Below are 16,140 nucleotides of genomic sequence, written 5' to 3' on the forward strand. Positions count from 1 at the left end.
GCACGGCGCGCTGGTCGATGGGCAGGCCCGCGGCGCGAGCGTCACCGTCGCGGCCCGGGGCGTGAGCCGGAGGACTGCGTACCGGAAGTGGTGCGGGGTGTACCCGCGAAGTCGCCCGCAGACGAAGAACCCCGCACGGTCATCCGTGCGGGGTTCTTCGTTCAGGCCAGGGATCGAGCCGTGGCCTTCAGTGAAGCGTCAGCTCTGGCCGCCGGCGAGCTTCTCGCGCAGGGCCGCGAGCGCCTCGTCAGAGGCGAGCGCGCCGCTGGCGGGAGCCGACGACGAGCCGCCACCCGACTGGGCCGGGGAGTCGCCGCTGTAGGACGAGGGAGCGGCCTCGCCGGCCTCCGCCTCGGCCTTGCGGGCCTCCTCGATCTGCTTCCTGTGGGCCTCGAAGCGCTGCTGGGCCTCGGCGTACTGCCGCTCCCACTCCTCACGCTGCTTGTCGAAGCCCTCGAGCCACTCGCCGGTCTCCGAGTCGAAGCCCTCGGGGTAGATGTAGTTGCCCTGGTCGTCGTAGGTGGCCGCCATGCCGTAGAGGGTCGGGTCGAACTCGACCTCGGCGCCGACACCCTCGTTGGCCTGCTTCAGCGACAGGCTGATGCGACGGCGGTCGAGGTCGATGTCGATGATCTTGACGAAGATCTCGTCGCCGACCTGGACGACCTGCTCCGGGATCTCCACATGGCGCTCGGCCAGCTCGGAGATGTGGACCAGGCCCTCGATGCCCTCCTCGACCCGGACGAACGCGCCGAACGGCACCAGCTTGGTGACGCGGCCCGGCACGACCTGGCCGATCTGGTGGGTGCGGGCGAACTGCTGCCACGGGTCTTCCTGGGTGGCCTTGAGCGACAGGGAGACGCGCTCGCGCTCCATGTCGACGTCGAGGACCTCGACCGTGACCTCCTGGCCCACCTCGACGACCTCGGACGGGTGGTCGATGTGCTTCCAGGACAGCTCGGACACGTGGACCAGACCGTCGACGCCGCCGAGGTCGACGAAGGCGCCGAAGTTGACGATCGACGAGACGACGCCCTTGCGGACCTGGCCCTTCTGGAGGGTGTTGAGGAACGTCTGGCGAACCTCGGACTGCGTCTGCTCGAGCCAGGCACGGCGCGACAAAACCACGTTGTTGCGGTTCTTGTCGAGCTCGATGATCTTGGCTTCGAGCTCGCGGCCGACGTACGGCTGCAGGTCGCGGACACGCCGCATCTCGACCAGGGACGCCGGGAGGAAGCCACGGAGGCCGATGTCGAGGATGAGACCACCCTTGACGACCTCGATGACGGTGCCGGTGACGATGCCGTCCTCGTCCTTGATCTTCTCGATCGTGCCCCAGGCGCGCTCGTACTGGGCGCGCTTCTTGGACAGGATCAGGCGACCCTCTTTGTCCTCCTTCTGGAGAACCAGGGCCTCGACGTGTTCGCCGACCTCCACGACGTCAGCAGGGTCGACATCGTGCTTGATCGAAAGCTCGCGCGAGGGAATGACACCCTCGGTCTTGTAGCCGATATCGAGAAGGACCTCGTCTCGATCGACCTTGACGACGGTGCCCTCGACAATGTCGCCGTCGTTGAAGTACTTGATGGTCTCGTCGATCGCTGCGAGGAAGGCTTCCTCGGACCCGATGTCGTTGACCGCTACCTGCGGGGTGCTCGAGGTGGCCTCAGTGCTGGACGTCATGTGTGGAATTGCTCCGAACGCGGACAGGATGTCGATGTGGCGGATGCGCGGCAGGCCCTCTTCCGCATCAAGCCGAGGAATGACGACATCGACGTGACCGAGCGCGAGCCCGCTCCGTCTGAGGCGCGCGCGAGCCCACAGCGCAGCGATCAGCATATGAGACCTTGGCCACGGGGTCAATCCAGGGAGGCGTCAGTACGCGATGACCTGGAGCCCTCGCTTGGCCACGATATTACCGCGAAGTTTCTTCGGCATGGAGATCCGGTCGGGGTCGCCGTCGGAGACGTAGCGCTCACCAGGGTGCTTACGCAGCCAGTCGAGCCAGTGTTGCGAACACCACTTGCGGCACTCGCCCTTCTTGGCGTTGCTCTGGATGCGCTGGATCGCCCCCCGGTCGAATTTTTTCGCGTAGGGCGAAAGCGACGGCTCGGCTCCGGCGAGGAACACGCCTGCGAAATCATAACGCGTGCCGTCCCACGCCCCGACCCGAGCGGGCTTCTTCCCACGGGGCAACGAGCCGTACGGCAGCGCCATGGTCCTGGAGGACGGCACGCCGAGCTTCTTGAGCAGGCGTTCGAGCCGGACGATCTGCTCGCGCACCTTCTTCCGCTTGATCGTCCGCAGGTCGGGGTGGCTCCAGGTGTGGTTGGCGACCTCGTAGCCATGGTCGACCAGCCACCGCACCGCCGCCGCCTGCGACGGGCTGTCGCGCAGCCCGAAGGGTTCCTTGTTGATCCAGAACGTGGCGACGGGCCGGAAGGACGGGTGTTTCCTGGCCACCTCCTGGATCACGGCCACGGCCGTGTCCGCCGCCGGGTTGCCCGTGGCGTCGAGGGTGAAGTGGCTGGGGTGACCGTCGTCGAACGTGAGCACCACGGGGAACCTCCCCGCGGGGACCCGGATGTCGCCGGTCACGAACTCCCTGGCGGTGATCGGCACGTAGCCCTCCTTCGCCAGCCGCTCCAGTTCCTTCCTGAGCTGGGCGGGGGTCCTGTCGATGGAGGCCCGCCGTTCGGCGACGATCCGGTGGTACATCAGGACCGGCACCAGGCCGGCCTCGTTGGCGCGCACCTGACGGGCGAACTCGGGCGTGGACACGACGCCGGGCGGCTGGCCCACCGGCGACGGGCTGGGTGGCGAGCTGGGCGGCGGAGGGCTCTCGCCGACCTCGGCCGCGTCGTCGGGCCGCGCGTGCGGCCGCGGCTCGTCCGGTAACAGGCTGAGCCCGACGATGGCCACCATTATCACCACCACGTTCGCAACGCCGATGATCCGCGTGAGGGACGCTGGTAACCGCACAGAACTCCCGGGCCGCTCGGGTGAGAAACACGATCAGGCTAGTGCAGATCCCCCACGGCGGGCGGCCCTCGACGTCAGTGGCCGGATCAGCGCCCAGGTCAGTGGCCGGCGTCCTCCCAGGTGCGCCCGACGCCCACGGAGACCTCCAGCGGCACGCGCAGGTGGTAGGCGGCGTTCATCTGGTCGCACACGAGCTGCGTGAGCGGCTCCAGCTCTCCGGGCGCCACCTCGAACACCAGCTCGTCGTGGACCTGCAGCAGCATCCGGGAGGCCAGCCCTTCCTCGCCGAGCGCCTGGCGCACGTGCAGCATGGCGACCTTGATGATGTCGGCCGCCGAGCCCTGGATGGGGGCGTTGAGCGCCATGCGTTCGGCCATCTCGCGGCGCTGGCGGTTGTCGCTGGTGAGGTCGGGGAGGTAGCGGCGGCGGCCCATGATGGTCTCGGTGTAGCCGTCGGCGCGGGCCTGCTGGACGATGGCGTGCAGGAAGTCGCGCACGCCGCCGAACTCGGTGAAGTATTCCTCCTTCAGCGCCCGCGCCTCGGCCACCGGGATGTTGAGCTGCTGGGACAGCCCGAAGTCGGACAGGCCATAGGCCAGGCCGTAGTTCATCGCCTTGATGCGGGCGCGCAGCTCGCCGTCGATCTGCTCGGGCGGCAGGTCGAACACCCGGGCGGCGGTGGCCTGGTGGAAGTCGTGGCCCGACTCGAACGCCTCGATCAGCGACTCGTCGCCCGACAGGTGGGCCATGATGCGCAGCTCGATCTGGCTGTAGTCGGCCGTCAGCAGCGTCTCGTAGCCCTCGCCGACCACGAAGCCCTGCCGGATGCGGCGGCCCTCGGCGGTGCGGATCGGGATGTTCTGCAGGTTGGGCTTCTCCGACGACAGCCGGCCCGTGGCGGCCATGGTCTGGTTGAACGTGGTGTGGATGCGCCCGTCGTCGGCGATCTCCTTGATCAGGCCCTCGACGGTGATGCGGAGCTTGGCCTGGTCGCGGTGGCGCAGCATGATCGTGGGCAGCTCGTGCTCGGTCTGGGTGGCCAGCCAGGCGAGCTGGTCGGCGTCGGTGCTCCAGCCGGTCTTGATCTTCTTCGTCTTGGGCAGGTTGAGCCGGACGAAGAGGATCTCCTGCAGCTGCTTGGGCGAGCCGAGGTTGAACTGCTCGCCGACCGAGCGGTGCGCCTCCTCCACGGCGTGCTTGACGGCGGCGCCGAACTCGGCCTCAAGGCCCGCGAAGTATTCGCTGTCGACGGCGATGCCGGCGCGCTCCATCTCGGCCAGCACCGACAACAGCGGCAGCTCCACGTCGGTCATGAGCTGGGTGCCGCCTCTCCCGGCCAGGAAGCTCTCCAGGGCGTCGGCCAGCTCGCGCACGGCGTGGGCGCGCAGCGCGAGGTCCTTGGCCGGCGCGTCCTCGTCGTCGCCGAACAGCGCGGCCTGCCCGTCGGACTCCTCCTCGGCGCGCAGGTCGCGGTTGAGGTAGCGCCTGGCCAGGTCTTCCAGGGCGAACGTGCGCTGCCCCGGCATGGCGAGGTAGGCGGCCAGCGCGGTGTCGCAGCTCAGGCCACGCAGCTCCATGCCCTGCGCCCAGAGGGCCAGGATGGGGCCCTTGGCGTCGTGAACGGCCTTGGGCCGGGCGTCGTCGCCCAGCCAGGCACGCAGGGCCGTCTCGTCGGCCTCGGTGAGCTTGACGAGGTCGATGTGGGCGGCCGTGCCGTCGGGCGAGGCGATGGCGACGGCGTCGACGCGCCCGCCGCCGCTGCCGTAGGAGCCCTTGAACGCCAGGCCCGCGCGGCCGGCGGGCAGCGCCGACAGCCAGCCCGCGACGCGGTCGGGGCCGAGCAGCACGGTCTCCACCTCGAAGCCCTGCTCGGGCTCCTGCTCACCGGTGCCGAGCACCTTGAACACCCGCTCGCGCAGCTCGCCGCGGATCTGCAGGGTGTCGAACAGTTTGTTGATCTCCTCGCGCTCCCACGTGCCCTGGCTGAGCGCGCCGGGCTCGACCTCCAGCGGGACGTCGCGCAGCAGCTCGGTGAGCCGGCGGTTCATCAGCACCTGGGCGACGTGCTCGCGCAGCTTGTCGCCGACCTTGCCCTTGACCTCGTCGACCCGGTCGACCAGCGCGGTCAGCGAGCCGAACTCGCGCACCCACTTGGCCGCGGTCTTCTCCCCCACGCTCGGGATGCTCAGCAGGTTGTCGCTGGGGTCGCCGCGCAGCGCCGCGAAGTCGGGGTATTGCGCGGGCGTCAGACCGTATTTCTCCTGGACCGCCTCGGGCGTGAACCTGGTCATGTCGCTGATGCCGCGCCGGGTCATCAGAACGGTGACGTTCTCGTCGACCAGCTGGAGCGCGTCGCGGTCGCCCGTGACGATCAGAACGTTCATCCCCTCCGCCGAGGCGCGGGTGGCCAGCGTGGCGATGAGGTCGTCGGCCTCGAAGCCCGCCTTGGACAGCCGCGGGATGCGCAGCGTGTCGAGCAGCTCGAAGATCAGCTGCATCTGCCCGCGGAAGTCTTCCGGCGTCTCGCTCCTGTTGGCCTTGTAGTCGGAGTATTCCTCATGGCGGAACGTCGGCTCCGACCTGTCGAAGGCCACCGCCACGTGGGTCGGCTGCTCGTCGCGCAGGATGTTGGTCAACATCGAGGTGAACCCGTAGACCGCCTCGGTGTGCTGACCGTCGGTGGTCATCAGGTTGGCGTCCTTGAGCGCGTAGAACGCGCGATAGGCCAGGGAATGCCCGTCAAGCAGCAACAGGCACGGGCGGCTGGGGGTCACTTCACTCTTCGGCACACCCGCAGCCTAGTCTGCGTCTGCGACAGAAACCTGAGCTCGGAAGAGTGGAGGCGTCCCTTTGACACAGACCAACCCCATGGATGTAGCGATGGTCGGCGACATGCACGCGGGCACGCTTCCCGAGCGGATGGGCATCGAGTTCCTCGAGGCCACGCCGGAGCGGGTGACGGGCCGGATGCCGGTCGAGGGCAACACGCAGCCGTACGGGCTGCTGCACGGCGGGGCGTCTGTGGTGCTGGCCGAGACCCTGGGCTCGGTGGCGGCGGCCATCCACGCGGGGCCCGACCGCATCGCCATGGGCATCGAGATCAGCGCCACCCACCACCGCTCCGCGACCTCCGGCCATGTGACCGGCGTGGCGACCAGGTTGCACGCCGGCCGGACGCTGGCGACGTACGACATCGTGATCAGTGACGAGCAGGGGCGTCGCGTGTGCACCTCCCGCCTCACCTGCATGCTGCGCGACCGCTGACACATCGGTCACTTCCGTACAGCCTTTGCGCGCGCCCCCCGCGGGTCGCTACGGTTGACCGAACAGAGCCCCGCGGGGAGGCTCAGTAGAAAACGTGTACGGCCGGGGAAGCCTTACACGGCCCCAAAGGCCGCCCCGCGGGCTCGTCAACACCCACATGCGATCGTTATTCCATCGTTTTCCCTCATGCCAGGCGTCTCCCTCGATTTAGCCCCTGACCTGCCTCGTTGGATTCTCACATCAGTGACACACGCATGTCACTAATTGGTGACGAACGATACTGAAACGGGCGCACCCGGAATAAGCTCCCGCCATTGCATCCCAGTTGTGCCTGCGATGCGCGCGTGTCGAGATGGAGGGGCACAACCCCGCCTTGACCTATTTTCGAGGGAGCACCATTGCGCAGAGCCGTGATCGCGTTCACGGCCTTCCTGGGTGGACTCATCTTCCTGCTCGCCGGCCCGGCCCACGCGGGGCCGGCCGACTGCCAGGGCTTGAGGGGAACACTCAACTTCCAAGGCCAGCCAGTGAACGGCGCCAGAATCTCCGTGACCACCGAGGACGGCAAACCCGTCTCGGAGGCCACCACCGACGCTCAGGGCAAGTGGGATGTCCAGGTCGAGGACCCGGGCAGGTACAAAGTCACCCTGGATCCCAGCAGCCTGCCGCAGAACGCCGAGCCGCGGGGCGGCACGAACGTCCGCACGCTGAGCGTCCATGAGGGCAACTGCTCCACCGCCCTCTTCCCCCTCCAGCCGAAGGGCGCCGGCCAGGACCAGGGGCAGCAGAGCGACGACAACAGCGCGTTCTGGACCCGCGCCGCGCAGCTCACCTTCGAGGGGTTCAACCTCGGCCTGATCATCGCCCTGGCCGCGCTCGGCCTCTCGCTCATCTACGGCACGACCGGCCTGACCAACTTCGCCCACGGCGAGCTGGTCACCCTCGGCGCGATCCTCGCCTACGGCTTCAACGCGGGCATGGGGCTCGGCCTCATCCCCGCCGCCGCCATCGCCGTCATCGTCGCCGGCCTGCTCGGCTACCTCCAGGACCGCTTCTTCTGGGGGCAACTGCGCAGGCGCGGCACCGGCATCATCGCCATGATGATCATCTCGATCGGCGTCGCGCTCTTCCTGCGCTACCTGTTCCTCATCCTCTTCGGCGGCCAGACCGAGGCCTACACCGAGTTCAACGCGCAGCCCGGCGTGCAGGTGGGGCCGATCTCGGCCGCGCCGAAGAACTTCGTCGCCATGGGCATCGAGCTCGTCGTGCTGATCATCGTCGGCATCGCCCTGCTGCGCACCCGCACCGGCAAGGCCGCGCGTGCGGTGGCCGACAACCCGGCGCTCGCGGCGTCGTCCGGCATCAACGTCGACCGGGTCGTCCGGATCATCTGGACCTCGGGCGGCGCCATCGCCGCGCTCGCGGGCATCATGCTCGGCCTCTCCCAGAACCTGAAATACACGATGGGGCAGGAGATGCTCCTGCTCATCTTCGCCGGTGTGACGCTCGGCGGGCTCGGCACCGCGTTCGGCGCGCTGATCGGGTCACTGGTGGTCGGCCTGTTCATCCAGGTCTCGACGCTGTGGGTGCCGCCGGAGTTGAAGAACGTCGGCGCTCTCGCCGTTCTCATCATCGTGCTCCTCGTCCGGCCGCAGGGCATCCTCGGCCGCCGCGAGCGGATCGGCTGATCGGGGGAGGATCAGAATGGACTGGATCACGATCTTCAGCACCACCATCAAGGCCGCGGTCGGCGTCGAGACGGTGCTGTACGGCATCGCCGCCATCGGTCTCAACATCCACTTCGGCTACACCGGGCTGCTCAACTTCGGCCAGGCCGCGTTCATGGGCGTGGCCGGCTACGGCCTGGCGGTCACCGTCGTCGTCCTCGGCATGCCGTTCTGGGTCGGCATCATCTTCGGCCTGATCGCCGCGGTGATCCTCGCGTTCCTGCTGGGCATACCGACGCTCCAGTTGCGCGCCGACTATCTGGCCATCGTCACCATCGCGGCGGCCGAGATCGTCCGGCTCGTCTTCCGCTCGGTGCAGTTCAAGGACGTCTTCGGCGGCTCCGACGGCCACCGCGGCTTCACCGAGGGCTTCTACGCGCTCAACCCCTATCCCGCGGGAAACTACGGCTTCAATCTCGGCCCCATCCCGCTGTTCTTCAACCACCGCACGATGTGGGTGATCACCGTCGGCTGGGTGCTGATCGCCCTGGCCTGTTTCGTGGTGCACCTGCTGATGAAGAGCCCGTGGGGTCGCGTGCTCAAGGCCATCCGCGAGGACGAGGACGCCGTGCGCAGCCTGGGCAAGAGCGTCTTCTCGTACAAGATGCAGGCGCTGGTGCTGGGCGGTGTCATCGGCTGCATGGGCGGCTTCATCTATGGTCTGGGCTATGCCTCGGTGCAGCCTGACGTGTTCGGCACCGAGACGACGTTCTACATGTACACGATGGTCATCCTCGGCGGCGCGGCCCGCGTGCTCGGCCCGGTCATCGGTTCGATGCTCTTCTGGGTCCTGCTCGTGCTCATCTACGGCGTGCTCTCCGAGGCCGTCCGCGTGGGGTACATCACCTTCATGGACACCAACCAGGTGGGCGCCCTGCGCTGGATCCTGGTCGGCGCCGGCCTGATCCTGTTGCTTGTCTACCGGCCACAGGGCATCTTCGGTGACAAGAGGGAGATCGCAATCGATGCACGCTGAGACCACGAGCACCGACCGCAAGGCCGCCGCCCTGGCCGCCTTCAAGGACCTGGCACGCGATCCGGGCGTGCCCAAGCCCGACCCCATCCTCGTGGTGGACCACGTCGTCCGCCGCTTCGGCGGCCTGACCGCCGTCGACGTCGGCCACGTGGAGATCCAGCGCGGCTCCATCACGGCGCTGATCGGCCCCAACGGCGCCGGCAAGACCACGTTCTTCAACCAGCTCACCGGGTTCGACAGGGCCGACGCCGGCTCGTGGACGTTCAACGGGCGGTCCATGAACGGCGTTTCCGCCCACAAGGTGGCCAGAAGCGGCATGGTCCGCACGTTCCAGCTCACCAAGGCGCTTTCGCGCCTGACGGTGCTGGAGAACATGCGCCTCGGCGCCCAGCGGCAGAAGGGCGAGAACTTCTGGCAGGCGCTCGTGCCGCGCCTGTGGCGTGCCCAGGAAGACGAGATCACCGAACGGGCCGAGGAGTTGCTGGCCCGCTTCAAGCTCGACGCCAAGCGCGACGACTTCGCCGGATCGTTGTCCGGCGGCCAGCGCAAGCTGCTGGAGATGGCCCGCGCGCTCATGGTGAACCCCGAGCTGGTCATGCTCGACGAGCCCATGGCGGGCGTCAACCCGGCGCTGACCCAGTCGCTGCTCGGCCACGTCAAGGACCTGCGCGAGCAGGGCATGACGGTGTTGTTCGTGGAGCACGACATGGACATGGTGCGTGACATCAGCGACTGGGTGATCGTCATGGCCCAGGGCGCGGTCATCGCCGAGGGCCCGCCCTCGACCATCATGTCCGACGAGCGTGTGATCGACGCCTACCTGGGCTCCCACCACGACGCGCCCCTGTCCGAGGGCGAGCTGGAGGCCCAGCTGCAGGAGGCTGAGGCGGCACTGGAGGCCGAGATCGAGGAGGAGACGCAGAAGTGAACGCCGGCCCAGAGTCGAAGGCGGCCGTCACCGACCGCAGCGCGCATCTGGAAGGCGCCGAGGACGCCGTGCTCCGATGCGACGAGCTGATCGCCGGCTACCTGCCAGGCGTCAACATCCTCAACGGCTCCGACCTCTACGTCAAGGACGGCGAACTGATCGGCATCATCGGCCCCAACGGCGCCGGGAAGTCGACGCTGCTCAAGGCCATGTTCGGGCTGGTCAACATCCGCAGCGGCACGGTGCTGCTGAAGGGTGAGAACATCACGAACATGAAGGCGCACACACTGGTCGCCCGCGGGGTCGGCTACGTCCCGCAGACCAACAACGTCTTCCCCAGCCTCACCATCGAGGAGAACCTCGAGATGGGCGCCTTCCAGACGCCGGGGAAGTTCAAGGAGCGCTTCGAGTTCGTCGCCGAGTTGTTCCCCGCGCTCAAAGAACGGCGCAAGCAGCGCGCCGGCTCCCTGTCCGGCGGCGAGCGGCAGATGGTGGCGATGGCGAGGGCCCTGATGACCGAGCCCTCGGTGCTGCTGCTCGACGAGCCGTCCGCCGGTCTGTCGCCCAAGCTGCAGGACCTGGTCTTCATCCAGGCCCAGCAGATCAACAAGGCGGGCGTGACGGTCATCATGGTGGAGCAGAACGCGCGCCGCTGCCTGCAGATCTGCCACCGCGGCTACGTCCTCGACCAGGGCCGTAACGCCTACACCGGCACCGGACGGCAACTCGCCAACGACCCCAAGGTCATCGAGCTCTACCTCGGCACGCTGGCCAAGGCGTAGATCCAGCGATCGTTCGCGAAAACGGCGAAGGGGCTCCCGGCGAGCCCCTTCGCCGTTCTTTAATGATCGCTGTGAAACGTATGGCGACAGTCGCGCTCATGCTCCCCGTCCTGCTCGCCGGATGCCAGGACGCCGCCTCGTCGGCGGGAAAGTACAGCACCGGAGGCGATCCCACCGACAGCCCCTGCGCCCGCGTGGTGTCCGCCATCGGGTACGCGGGCCTCATGCTGGGCCCGAAGGGCCAGGAGGAGCGCCAGCACTTCGAGGACGCCCTGACCGGCCGCCTGGCGGAGGTGCACGGCATCACGCGGGAGTTCGGCGGCCGGCTGCCCGGCTCGCTGAGCGGGGCCGTGGAGACCGTCGAGACGACGACCGCGGGGCTGTCCAGGAACGACGTGCCGCGTGAGCGGCGGGTGGCGCTGCTGAAGAGCTACCGCGCGGCCGCCGACCGGATCGTGGCCGGCTGCGCGTGAAAGCAGAAGGGCCCGGTCCTGACGACCGGGCCCTTCTCCGTCACGCGGGTGCTGGTCAGCCCTCGATGTTGCCGGTGCGGTATTCAAGCGCCTTGACCGGGTACTTGTTGTCGTCGGCGTACTGGTAGATGCCGATGGTGGCGACGGCCGGGTCACCGGCGTCGTTGAACTCGACCGGGCCGCTGACGCCGTCGTAGTCGATGTCCTTGCCGGCCTTCAGCAGGTCGACGCACTCCTTGAAGTTCTTGCACTTCTCGCCGCCCTTGCTGACCTCGGCCAGCTTGGCCGCGATGTCGGCGCCCGCGTCGCTCTTGGCGGCCTCGGCGGCCAGCGCGATCAGGTTGGCCGCGTCGTAGGACTCGGGAGCGTACGTGAAGTCCTCGAGCTTCGGGTCGACCTCCTTGAGGTTCTTCCTGAACTCGTCCGGGGCCGAGGCGCCGGGGTAGGTGCCCTTGACGCCCGTGAGCGTGCCCTTGGGCATCTTCACGTAGTTGGTGTTCGACATGTTGCCGTCGACCATGTACCACTTGTGCTTGCTGGACGGCATGCCCTGCTTGACGAGCTCGCCGATGACCTTCGCGGTCTCCTCGAAGCCGATGAGGACGATGCCCTTCGGGTTCTTCGCCTTGATCTTGGCGATGTCGGCGGAGAAGTCGGGCGCCTTCGGGTCGTAGTCGACCCGCTCGACCACCTGGGCGCCGGCGTCGGTGACGGTCTTCTCCACCTGGTCGGCCAGGCCGGTGCCGTACGAGTCCTGCATCGCCATGATGGCGACCGTGTCGTTGCCGTCGGACACCACGAGGTCGCCCAGCACGCGGCCCTGCAGCTTGTCCGGCGGCGCGGTGCGGAAGTAGAGGCCGTTGTCCTTGATCGTGGTGAACTTGTCGGAGGTGTTGGCGGGCGAGAAGTGCACCACGCCGGCACCCGTGATCTTGTCGATCACCGACTCCGACACCGACGACGACGCGGCGCCGATGATGGCGTCGGCCTTCTGCGCCAGCAGCTTGTCCACCGACTGGGACGCGATGTTGGTCGTCGTGTCACCCGAGTCGGTGTCGAACTTCTCGACGGGCTTGCCGAGCACTCCGCCGGCCTCGTTGATCTCCTTGAGCGCGAGATCGACGCCGGCGAACTCGGGCGGGCCGAGGAAGGCCAGCGAACCGGTCTGCGGCAGCAGCGTGCCGAGGGTCAGCGTGCCGTCACCCTTCGCCGCGGCCGGCGCCGACGAGGATGAGGCGGGCGCGGCACTTTCGGAGGTTTGCGTGGCCGTGTCGCCGCCACCACCGCAGGCTGTCAGGGCCAGGCTGGTGGCAGCCGCGACAGCCAGCGCCCGTCCCACGGGAGCAATGCGGATCATGAAGTGTCTCCTTCATTTCAGGCCGGGGATCCGTCAGCACCGCCGAACGTTCCCGATCGAATGACGGAAACGTACAAAACTGTCGCATGCTCCAACCAGATGCCGCGAGGAACTGTCGGCACTTGGATGCGGAGTCGTAATCAGTCCTCAACTTACGGGACCTGCGGAAGCAGGCTTATTGTGCGTCAGGTGAAGCGTATTGCCACATTCTTCGCCGTGGTGGCCCTTCTCGCCGGGTGCGGCTCCACCGGGGCGACTTCCGGGGCGGCTTCCGGGCCGTCTCCCGAGGCTGCCTCGGCCCCGCCCGCCGGCGTCTCCGTCACGCTCGGGCAATGGCGTTCCGACGAACCGGCACACCGGCTTCAGGTGGCCGTGCGCAACACCCGCGACACCTCCGTCTATTTCGCCGACGTCCAGCTGGTGACGCCGTCTTTCCGTACGGTGCCCGCGAGCCAGGCCGGCGCCGCCATCGGCAGGACCGAGCGCACCGATCTGCCCATCCCGTACGGCGCCGCCAACTGCTCGCCCGACGGCCTGCCCCAGGTGCGGCCCGCCACCGTCGTGGCCCATCTCCGTACCGGCTCGGAGCCGCTGCGCAAGGTCGCCTTCGAGCTGCCCCACCCCGACCCGCTGCTGGCCAGGCTGCTGCGCGACGAGTGCTCGGAGTTCCTCATCAAGCAGGCCGTGAACATCTCGTTCGGCCCGGACTGGACGGAGTCCGGCAAGGTCATGCGCGGCGACCTGGTCGTCACCCGGCGCGGCGCGGGAGCGGTGACGCTGGCGGCCATGGGCGGCACGACGCACTACAACGTCGCCTACGACGGCCGGCGCCTCGGCCTGCTGCGGGCCACGGAGCAGCGCCTGGAGGTGCCGATCGAGCTCACCCCCGCACGCTGCGACGGCCACGCGTTCGGCGAGGCCAAGAAGGCCTTCCAGTTCCCCGTGCGGGCCGGCATCGACGGGGGCGAGGAGCGGGTGGTCGTCGTGGCGCCGCCCAAACCGCTGCAGGACCGCCTGATCGGCTACGCGTTCAGGGCGTGCGGCTTCGGCCGCTGAGGGACCCGCTGGACGCCGGGTCGCTCAGCGGCCGGACCCGGGCTCAGCCCTCGATGTCGCCGGTGCGGTACTCCAGCGCCTTGGTGTCGTAGGTGTTGTCCTCGCCGTACTGGTAGATGCCGATGGTGGCGACCGCCGGGTCACCGGCGTCGTTGAACTCGACCGGGCCGCTGACGCCGTCGTAGTCGATGTCCTTGCCCTCCTTCAGCAGGGCGGCGCACTCTTTGAAGTTCTCGCACTTCTCGCCGCCCTTGCTGACCTCGGCCAGCTTGGCCGCGATCGACGCGCCGGAGTCGTCCTTCGCCGCCTCGGCGGCCAGGGCGATCAGGTTCACCGCGTCGTACGACTCCGCCGAGTACGTGAAGTCGTCGAGCTCGGCATTGAGCTTCTTGAGTTTCTTCCTGAAGTCGTCAGGGGCCTCGGCGCCCGGGATGGTGCCCTTGACGCCCGTGAGCGTGCCCTTGGGCATCTTCACGTAGTTGGTGTTCGACATGTTGCCGTCCACCATGTACCACTTGACCGTGTCGGCCGACAGGCCCTGCTTGACCAGCTCCGCGATGACCTTTGCGCCCTCCTCGAAACCGATCAGCACGATCGCCTTCGGGTTCTTCGCCTTGATCCGCGCCACGTCGGCGGAGAACTCCGGCGCCTTCGGGTCGTAGTCGACCCGCTCCACGACGCTCGCCCCCGCCTCCTCGGCGGTCTTGGTGACCTGGTCGGCCAGGCCGGAGCCGTAGGAGTCCTGCATGGCCAGGATGCCGATGGTGTCGTTGCCGTCGGCGGCGATCAGGTCGCCCAGCACACGGCCCTGCAGCTTGTCCGGCGGCGCCGTACGGAAGTAGAGGCCGTTGTCCTTGATCGTGGTGAACGCGTCGGAGGTATTGGCCGGCGAGAACTGCACCACGCCGGCGCCCGTGACCTTGTCGATGATCGACTCCGACACGGACGACGACGCCGCGCCCACGATCGCGTCCACCTTCTGCGCCAGCAGCTTGTCCACCGACTGCGACGCGATGTTGGTCGTCGTGTCACCCGAGTCGGTGTGGACCGTCTTGACCGGCTTGCCGAGCACGCCCCCGGCGTCGTTGATCTCCTTGACGGCCTGGTCGACGCCGGCGAACTCGGGCGGGCCGAGGAAGGCCAGCGAACCGGTCTGCGGCAGCACCGTGCCGAGGGTCAGCGTGCCGTCGCCCTTCGCCGCGGGTGCCGAGGACGCGGCGGACGTCGACGCCGGCGCGGACTGCTGCGCCGACGTGCCGTCACCACCGCCGCCACAGGCCGTCAGGGCCAGGCTCGCCGCGGCCGCGACGGCCAGCAGGCGTCCCGCTGGAGCAATGCGGATCATAGAAAAGACTCCCCCAATCTCAGCGAAGGAACGTCCCCTTCGCCGGGTTCTCCGAGCTCAGCATGCCTCTCGGAAGGGACAAAAGGGGGTTGTTACCCGGCTTTTATACTGATTCGTAATGTCCTAAATACCCATAGTAATGGGATGTTTCACCACAGTTACGGACACTTCACACAAGGAACGGCCCTGACCCGAAATTTCGGGACCAGGGCTGGAATGATGGGGAAGGTGGGGCGTAAGGGAATGCGGAGACCGCCCGCCGACCGCGCCGTGACCGGCGGCCCGCCCCGCAGGCTCCGATGCGACGGGCACACCATGTGGCGCGGGCGCCTCAGCCCCGCTCGGCCGCGTCGTCTATAACGATCTGGGCAACCTCACGCATGCTCAGCCGCCGGTCCATCGACGCCTTCTGGATCCACCGGAAGGCCTGGGGCTCGCTCCAGCCGTGCTGCGCCATCAACTGCCCCTTGGCCCGCTCGACCAGCTTCCGCGTCTCCAGCCGCTCCGACAGGTTGGACACCTCGGCGGCCAGTGCCACCATCTCCTCGTGCCTGCTGACCGCCATCTCGATGGCCGGCACCAGATCAGCCTTCGTGAACGGCTTGACCAGATAGGCCATCGCCCCCGCGTCCCTGGCCCGTTCGACCAGGTCACGCTGGGAGAAGGCGGTCAGGATGAGGCACGGCGCGATGCGCTCGCCCACGATGCGCTCGGCCGCGGAGATGCCGTCGAGCACGGGCATCTTGACGTCGAGAATGACGAGGTCGGGTTTCAGCTCGGCGGCCAGCCGGATCGCCTGCTCGCCGTCACCGGCCTCGCCCACGACGACGTAGCCGTCCTCCTGGAGCATCTCCTTGAGGTCGAGGCGGATCAGGGCCTCGTCTTCCGCGATCACTACTCGCCGCTGCGTACTCACGAGCGCAAGAGTACAGACGTCCGGTAGATTAGATCCACGCTGGCACCCGTTGCTGATCATCTTCAGCGGTGGAACGCGGCGTTGATCCGGACAAGTCCGGAAATCAGCCGGAATGATGGAATGGCAGACATGGACGCCTCAAAAGCGTCTGCTCGAAAGGGCGTGCGGGTTCGAATCCCGCTTCCGGCACTCCATCCACACGCGACGGCTCCATCTGCCGGGGCCGGCGCCCCCTCCATGCAGGTCCGGTCCCCGCGCATCGCCTGCGCCGGGCTGGCCGCGTGCGGGAACGCGTCGACACACTCAAGCCGTCCACCCGATCAGCAAGGGCCGC

Annotated in this window: 13 protein-coding genes and 1 tRNA gene; 8 read left to right on the forward strand and 6 right to left on the reverse strand. The window is 68.0% G+C overall.

The annotated features are described in order from the left end of the window. Positions 1-198 precede the first annotated feature (198 nt). From rpsA to polA, 3 genes are all read right to left on the reverse strand, one after another. Complete coding sequence (rpsA, locus tag ABGB01_RS05330; RefSeq protein ID WP_347770855.1) at positions 199-1,683, reverse strand: 30S ribosomal protein S1; 1,485 nt, start codon at positions 1,681-1,683, stop codon at positions 199-201. Positions 1,684-1,875: 192 nt separating this feature from the next. After that, positions 1,876-2,925 (reverse strand): polysaccharide deacetylase family protein, encoded by a 1,050-nt coding sequence (locus ABGB01_RS05335; RefSeq protein WP_347770857.1) that lies wholly within the window; start codon positions 2,923-2,925, stop codon positions 1,876-1,878. A gap of 155 nt (positions 2,926-3,080) precedes the next feature. Then, positions 3,081-5,771 (reverse strand): DNA polymerase I, encoded by a 2,691-nt coding sequence (gene polA, locus ABGB01_RS05340; RefSeq protein ID WP_347770859.1) that lies wholly within the window; start codon positions 5,769-5,771, stop codon positions 3,081-3,083. 79 nt (positions 5,772-5,850) lie between these two features. Between polA and ABGB01_RS05345 the strand changes: the two genes are divergently transcribed. The 6 genes from ABGB01_RS05345 (at position 5,851) to ABGB01_RS05370 (ending at position 11,132) form a co-directional block, all read left to right on the forward strand. Continuing rightward, the gene (locus ABGB01_RS05345; RefSeq protein WP_347770861.1) at positions 5,851-6,246 is read left to right on the forward strand and encodes a hotdog fold thioesterase; all 396 of its coding nucleotides are present in this window, start codon (positions 5,851-5,853) and stop codon (positions 6,244-6,246) included. A 398-nt stretch (positions 6,247-6,644) separates the two neighbouring features. Next, positions 6,645-7,934 carry a branched-chain amino acid ABC transporter permease gene (locus tag ABGB01_RS05350; RefSeq protein WP_347770863.1) on the forward strand — a complete coding sequence of 430 codons (1,290 nt, stop codon included), beginning with the start codon at positions 6,645-6,647 and terminating at the stop codon, positions 7,932-7,934. A gap of 16 nt (positions 7,935-7,950) precedes the next feature. Further along, the gene (locus tag ABGB01_RS05355) at positions 7,951-8,949 is read left to right on the forward strand and encodes a branched-chain amino acid ABC transporter permease (RefSeq protein ID WP_347770865.1); all 999 of its coding nucleotides are present in this window, start codon (positions 7,951-7,953) and stop codon (positions 8,947-8,949) included. Further along, the gene (locus ABGB01_RS05360) at positions 8,939-9,877 is read left to right on the forward strand and encodes an ABC transporter ATP-binding protein (protein ID WP_347770867.1); all 939 of its coding nucleotides are present in this window, start codon (positions 8,939-8,941) and stop codon (positions 9,875-9,877) included. The genes ABGB01_RS05355 and ABGB01_RS05360 overlap by 11 nt, the downstream gene beginning before the upstream one ends. After that, positions 9,874-10,659, forward strand: coding sequence for an ABC transporter ATP-binding protein (locus ABGB01_RS05365; protein ID WP_347770869.1), 786 nt, complete (start codon positions 9,874-9,876; stop codon positions 10,657-10,659). Before ABGB01_RS05360 ends, ABGB01_RS05365 begins: the two co-directional genes overlap by 4 nt. 98 nt (positions 10,660-10,757) lie before the next feature. Continuing rightward, on the forward strand, positions 10,758-11,132 hold the full coding sequence (locus tag ABGB01_RS05370; RefSeq protein ID WP_347770871.1) for a hypothetical protein: 375 nt from the start codon (positions 10,758-10,760) through the stop codon (positions 11,130-11,132). Between the two features lie 55 nt (positions 11,133-11,187). On the opposite strand, the gene ABGB01_RS05375 is transcribed toward ABGB01_RS05370, so the two are convergent. Continuing rightward, a complete protein-coding gene (locus ABGB01_RS05375; protein ID WP_347770873.1) occupies positions 11,188-12,489 on the reverse strand; it encodes an ABC transporter substrate-binding protein in 1,302 nt (433 codons plus the stop codon). 189 nt (positions 12,490-12,678) lie between these two features. Between ABGB01_RS05375 and ABGB01_RS05380 the strand changes: the two genes are divergently transcribed. Beyond that, on the forward strand, positions 12,679-13,545 hold the full coding sequence (locus tag ABGB01_RS05380; RefSeq protein ID WP_347770875.1) for a hypothetical protein: 867 nt from the start codon (positions 12,679-12,681) through the stop codon (positions 13,543-13,545). Between the two features lie 43 nt (positions 13,546-13,588). Here the strand turns inward: ABGB01_RS05380 and ABGB01_RS05385 are convergent, their stop codons facing one another. Both ABGB01_RS05385 and ABGB01_RS05390 read right to left on the reverse strand, forming a co-directional pair. Further along, positions 13,589-14,890: an ABC transporter substrate-binding protein gene (locus ABGB01_RS05385; RefSeq protein WP_347770877.1), complete on the reverse strand. Its 1,302-nt coding sequence runs from the start codon at positions 14,888-14,890 to the stop codon at positions 13,589-13,591. Between the two features lie 331 nt (positions 14,891-15,221). After that, a complete protein-coding gene (locus ABGB01_RS05390) occupies positions 15,222-15,866 on the reverse strand; it encodes a response regulator (protein ID WP_347770879.1) in 645 nt (214 codons plus the stop codon). 46 nt (positions 15,867-15,912) lie between these two features. On the opposite strand from ABGB01_RS05390, the gene ABGB01_RS05395 reads away from it, so the two are divergent. Continuing rightward, positions 15,913-15,995 (forward strand) — tRNA-Leu (locus ABGB01_RS05395). Positions 15,996-16,140: the final 145 nt, after the last annotated feature.

It is taken from the genome of Nonomuraea sp. B5E05 (assembly GCF_039880665.1).
Classification (GTDB): Bacteria; Actinomycetota; Actinomycetes; order Streptosporangiales; family Streptosporangiaceae; genus Nonomuraea.

What these genes read in the sequence shown, in the direction of transcription:
- ABGB01_RS05360 (WP_347770867.1), top strand. Translation starts at nt 8,939, where the DNA reads ATGCACGCTGAGACCACGAGCACCGACCGCAAGGCCGCCGCCCTGGCC.
- ABGB01_RS05375 (WP_347770873.1), bottom strand. Translation starts at nt 12,489, where the DNA reads ATGATCCGCATTGCTCCCGTGGGACGGGCGCTGGCTGTCGCGGCTGCC.
- ABGB01_RS05335 (WP_347770857.1), bottom strand. Translation starts at nt 2,925, where the DNA reads ATGGTGGCCATCGTCGGGCTCAGCCTGTTACCGGACGAGCCGCGGCCG.
- ABGB01_RS05355 (WP_347770865.1), top strand. Translation starts at nt 7,951, where the DNA reads ATGGACTGGATCACGATCTTCAGCACCACCATCAAGGCCGCGGTCGGC.
- ABGB01_RS05345 (WP_347770861.1), top strand. Translation starts at nt 5,851, where the DNA reads ATGGATGTAGCGATGGTCGGCGACATGCACGCGGGCACGCTTCCCGAG.
- ABGB01_RS05370 (WP_347770871.1), top strand. Translation starts at nt 10,758, where the DNA reads ATGCTCCCCGTCCTGCTCGCCGGATGCCAGGACGCCGCCTCGTCGGCG.
- rpsA (WP_347770855.1), bottom strand. Translation starts at nt 1,683, where the DNA reads ATGACGTCCAGCACTGAGGCCACCTCGAGCACCCCGCAGGTAGCGGTC.
- ABGB01_RS05390 (WP_347770879.1), bottom strand. Translation starts at nt 15,866, where the DNA reads ATGATCAGCAACGGGTGCCAGCGTGGATCTAATCTACCGGACGTCTGT.
- ABGB01_RS05385 (WP_347770877.1), bottom strand. Translation starts at nt 14,890, where the DNA reads ATGATCCGCATTGCTCCAGCGGGACGCCTGCTGGCCGTCGCGGCCGCG.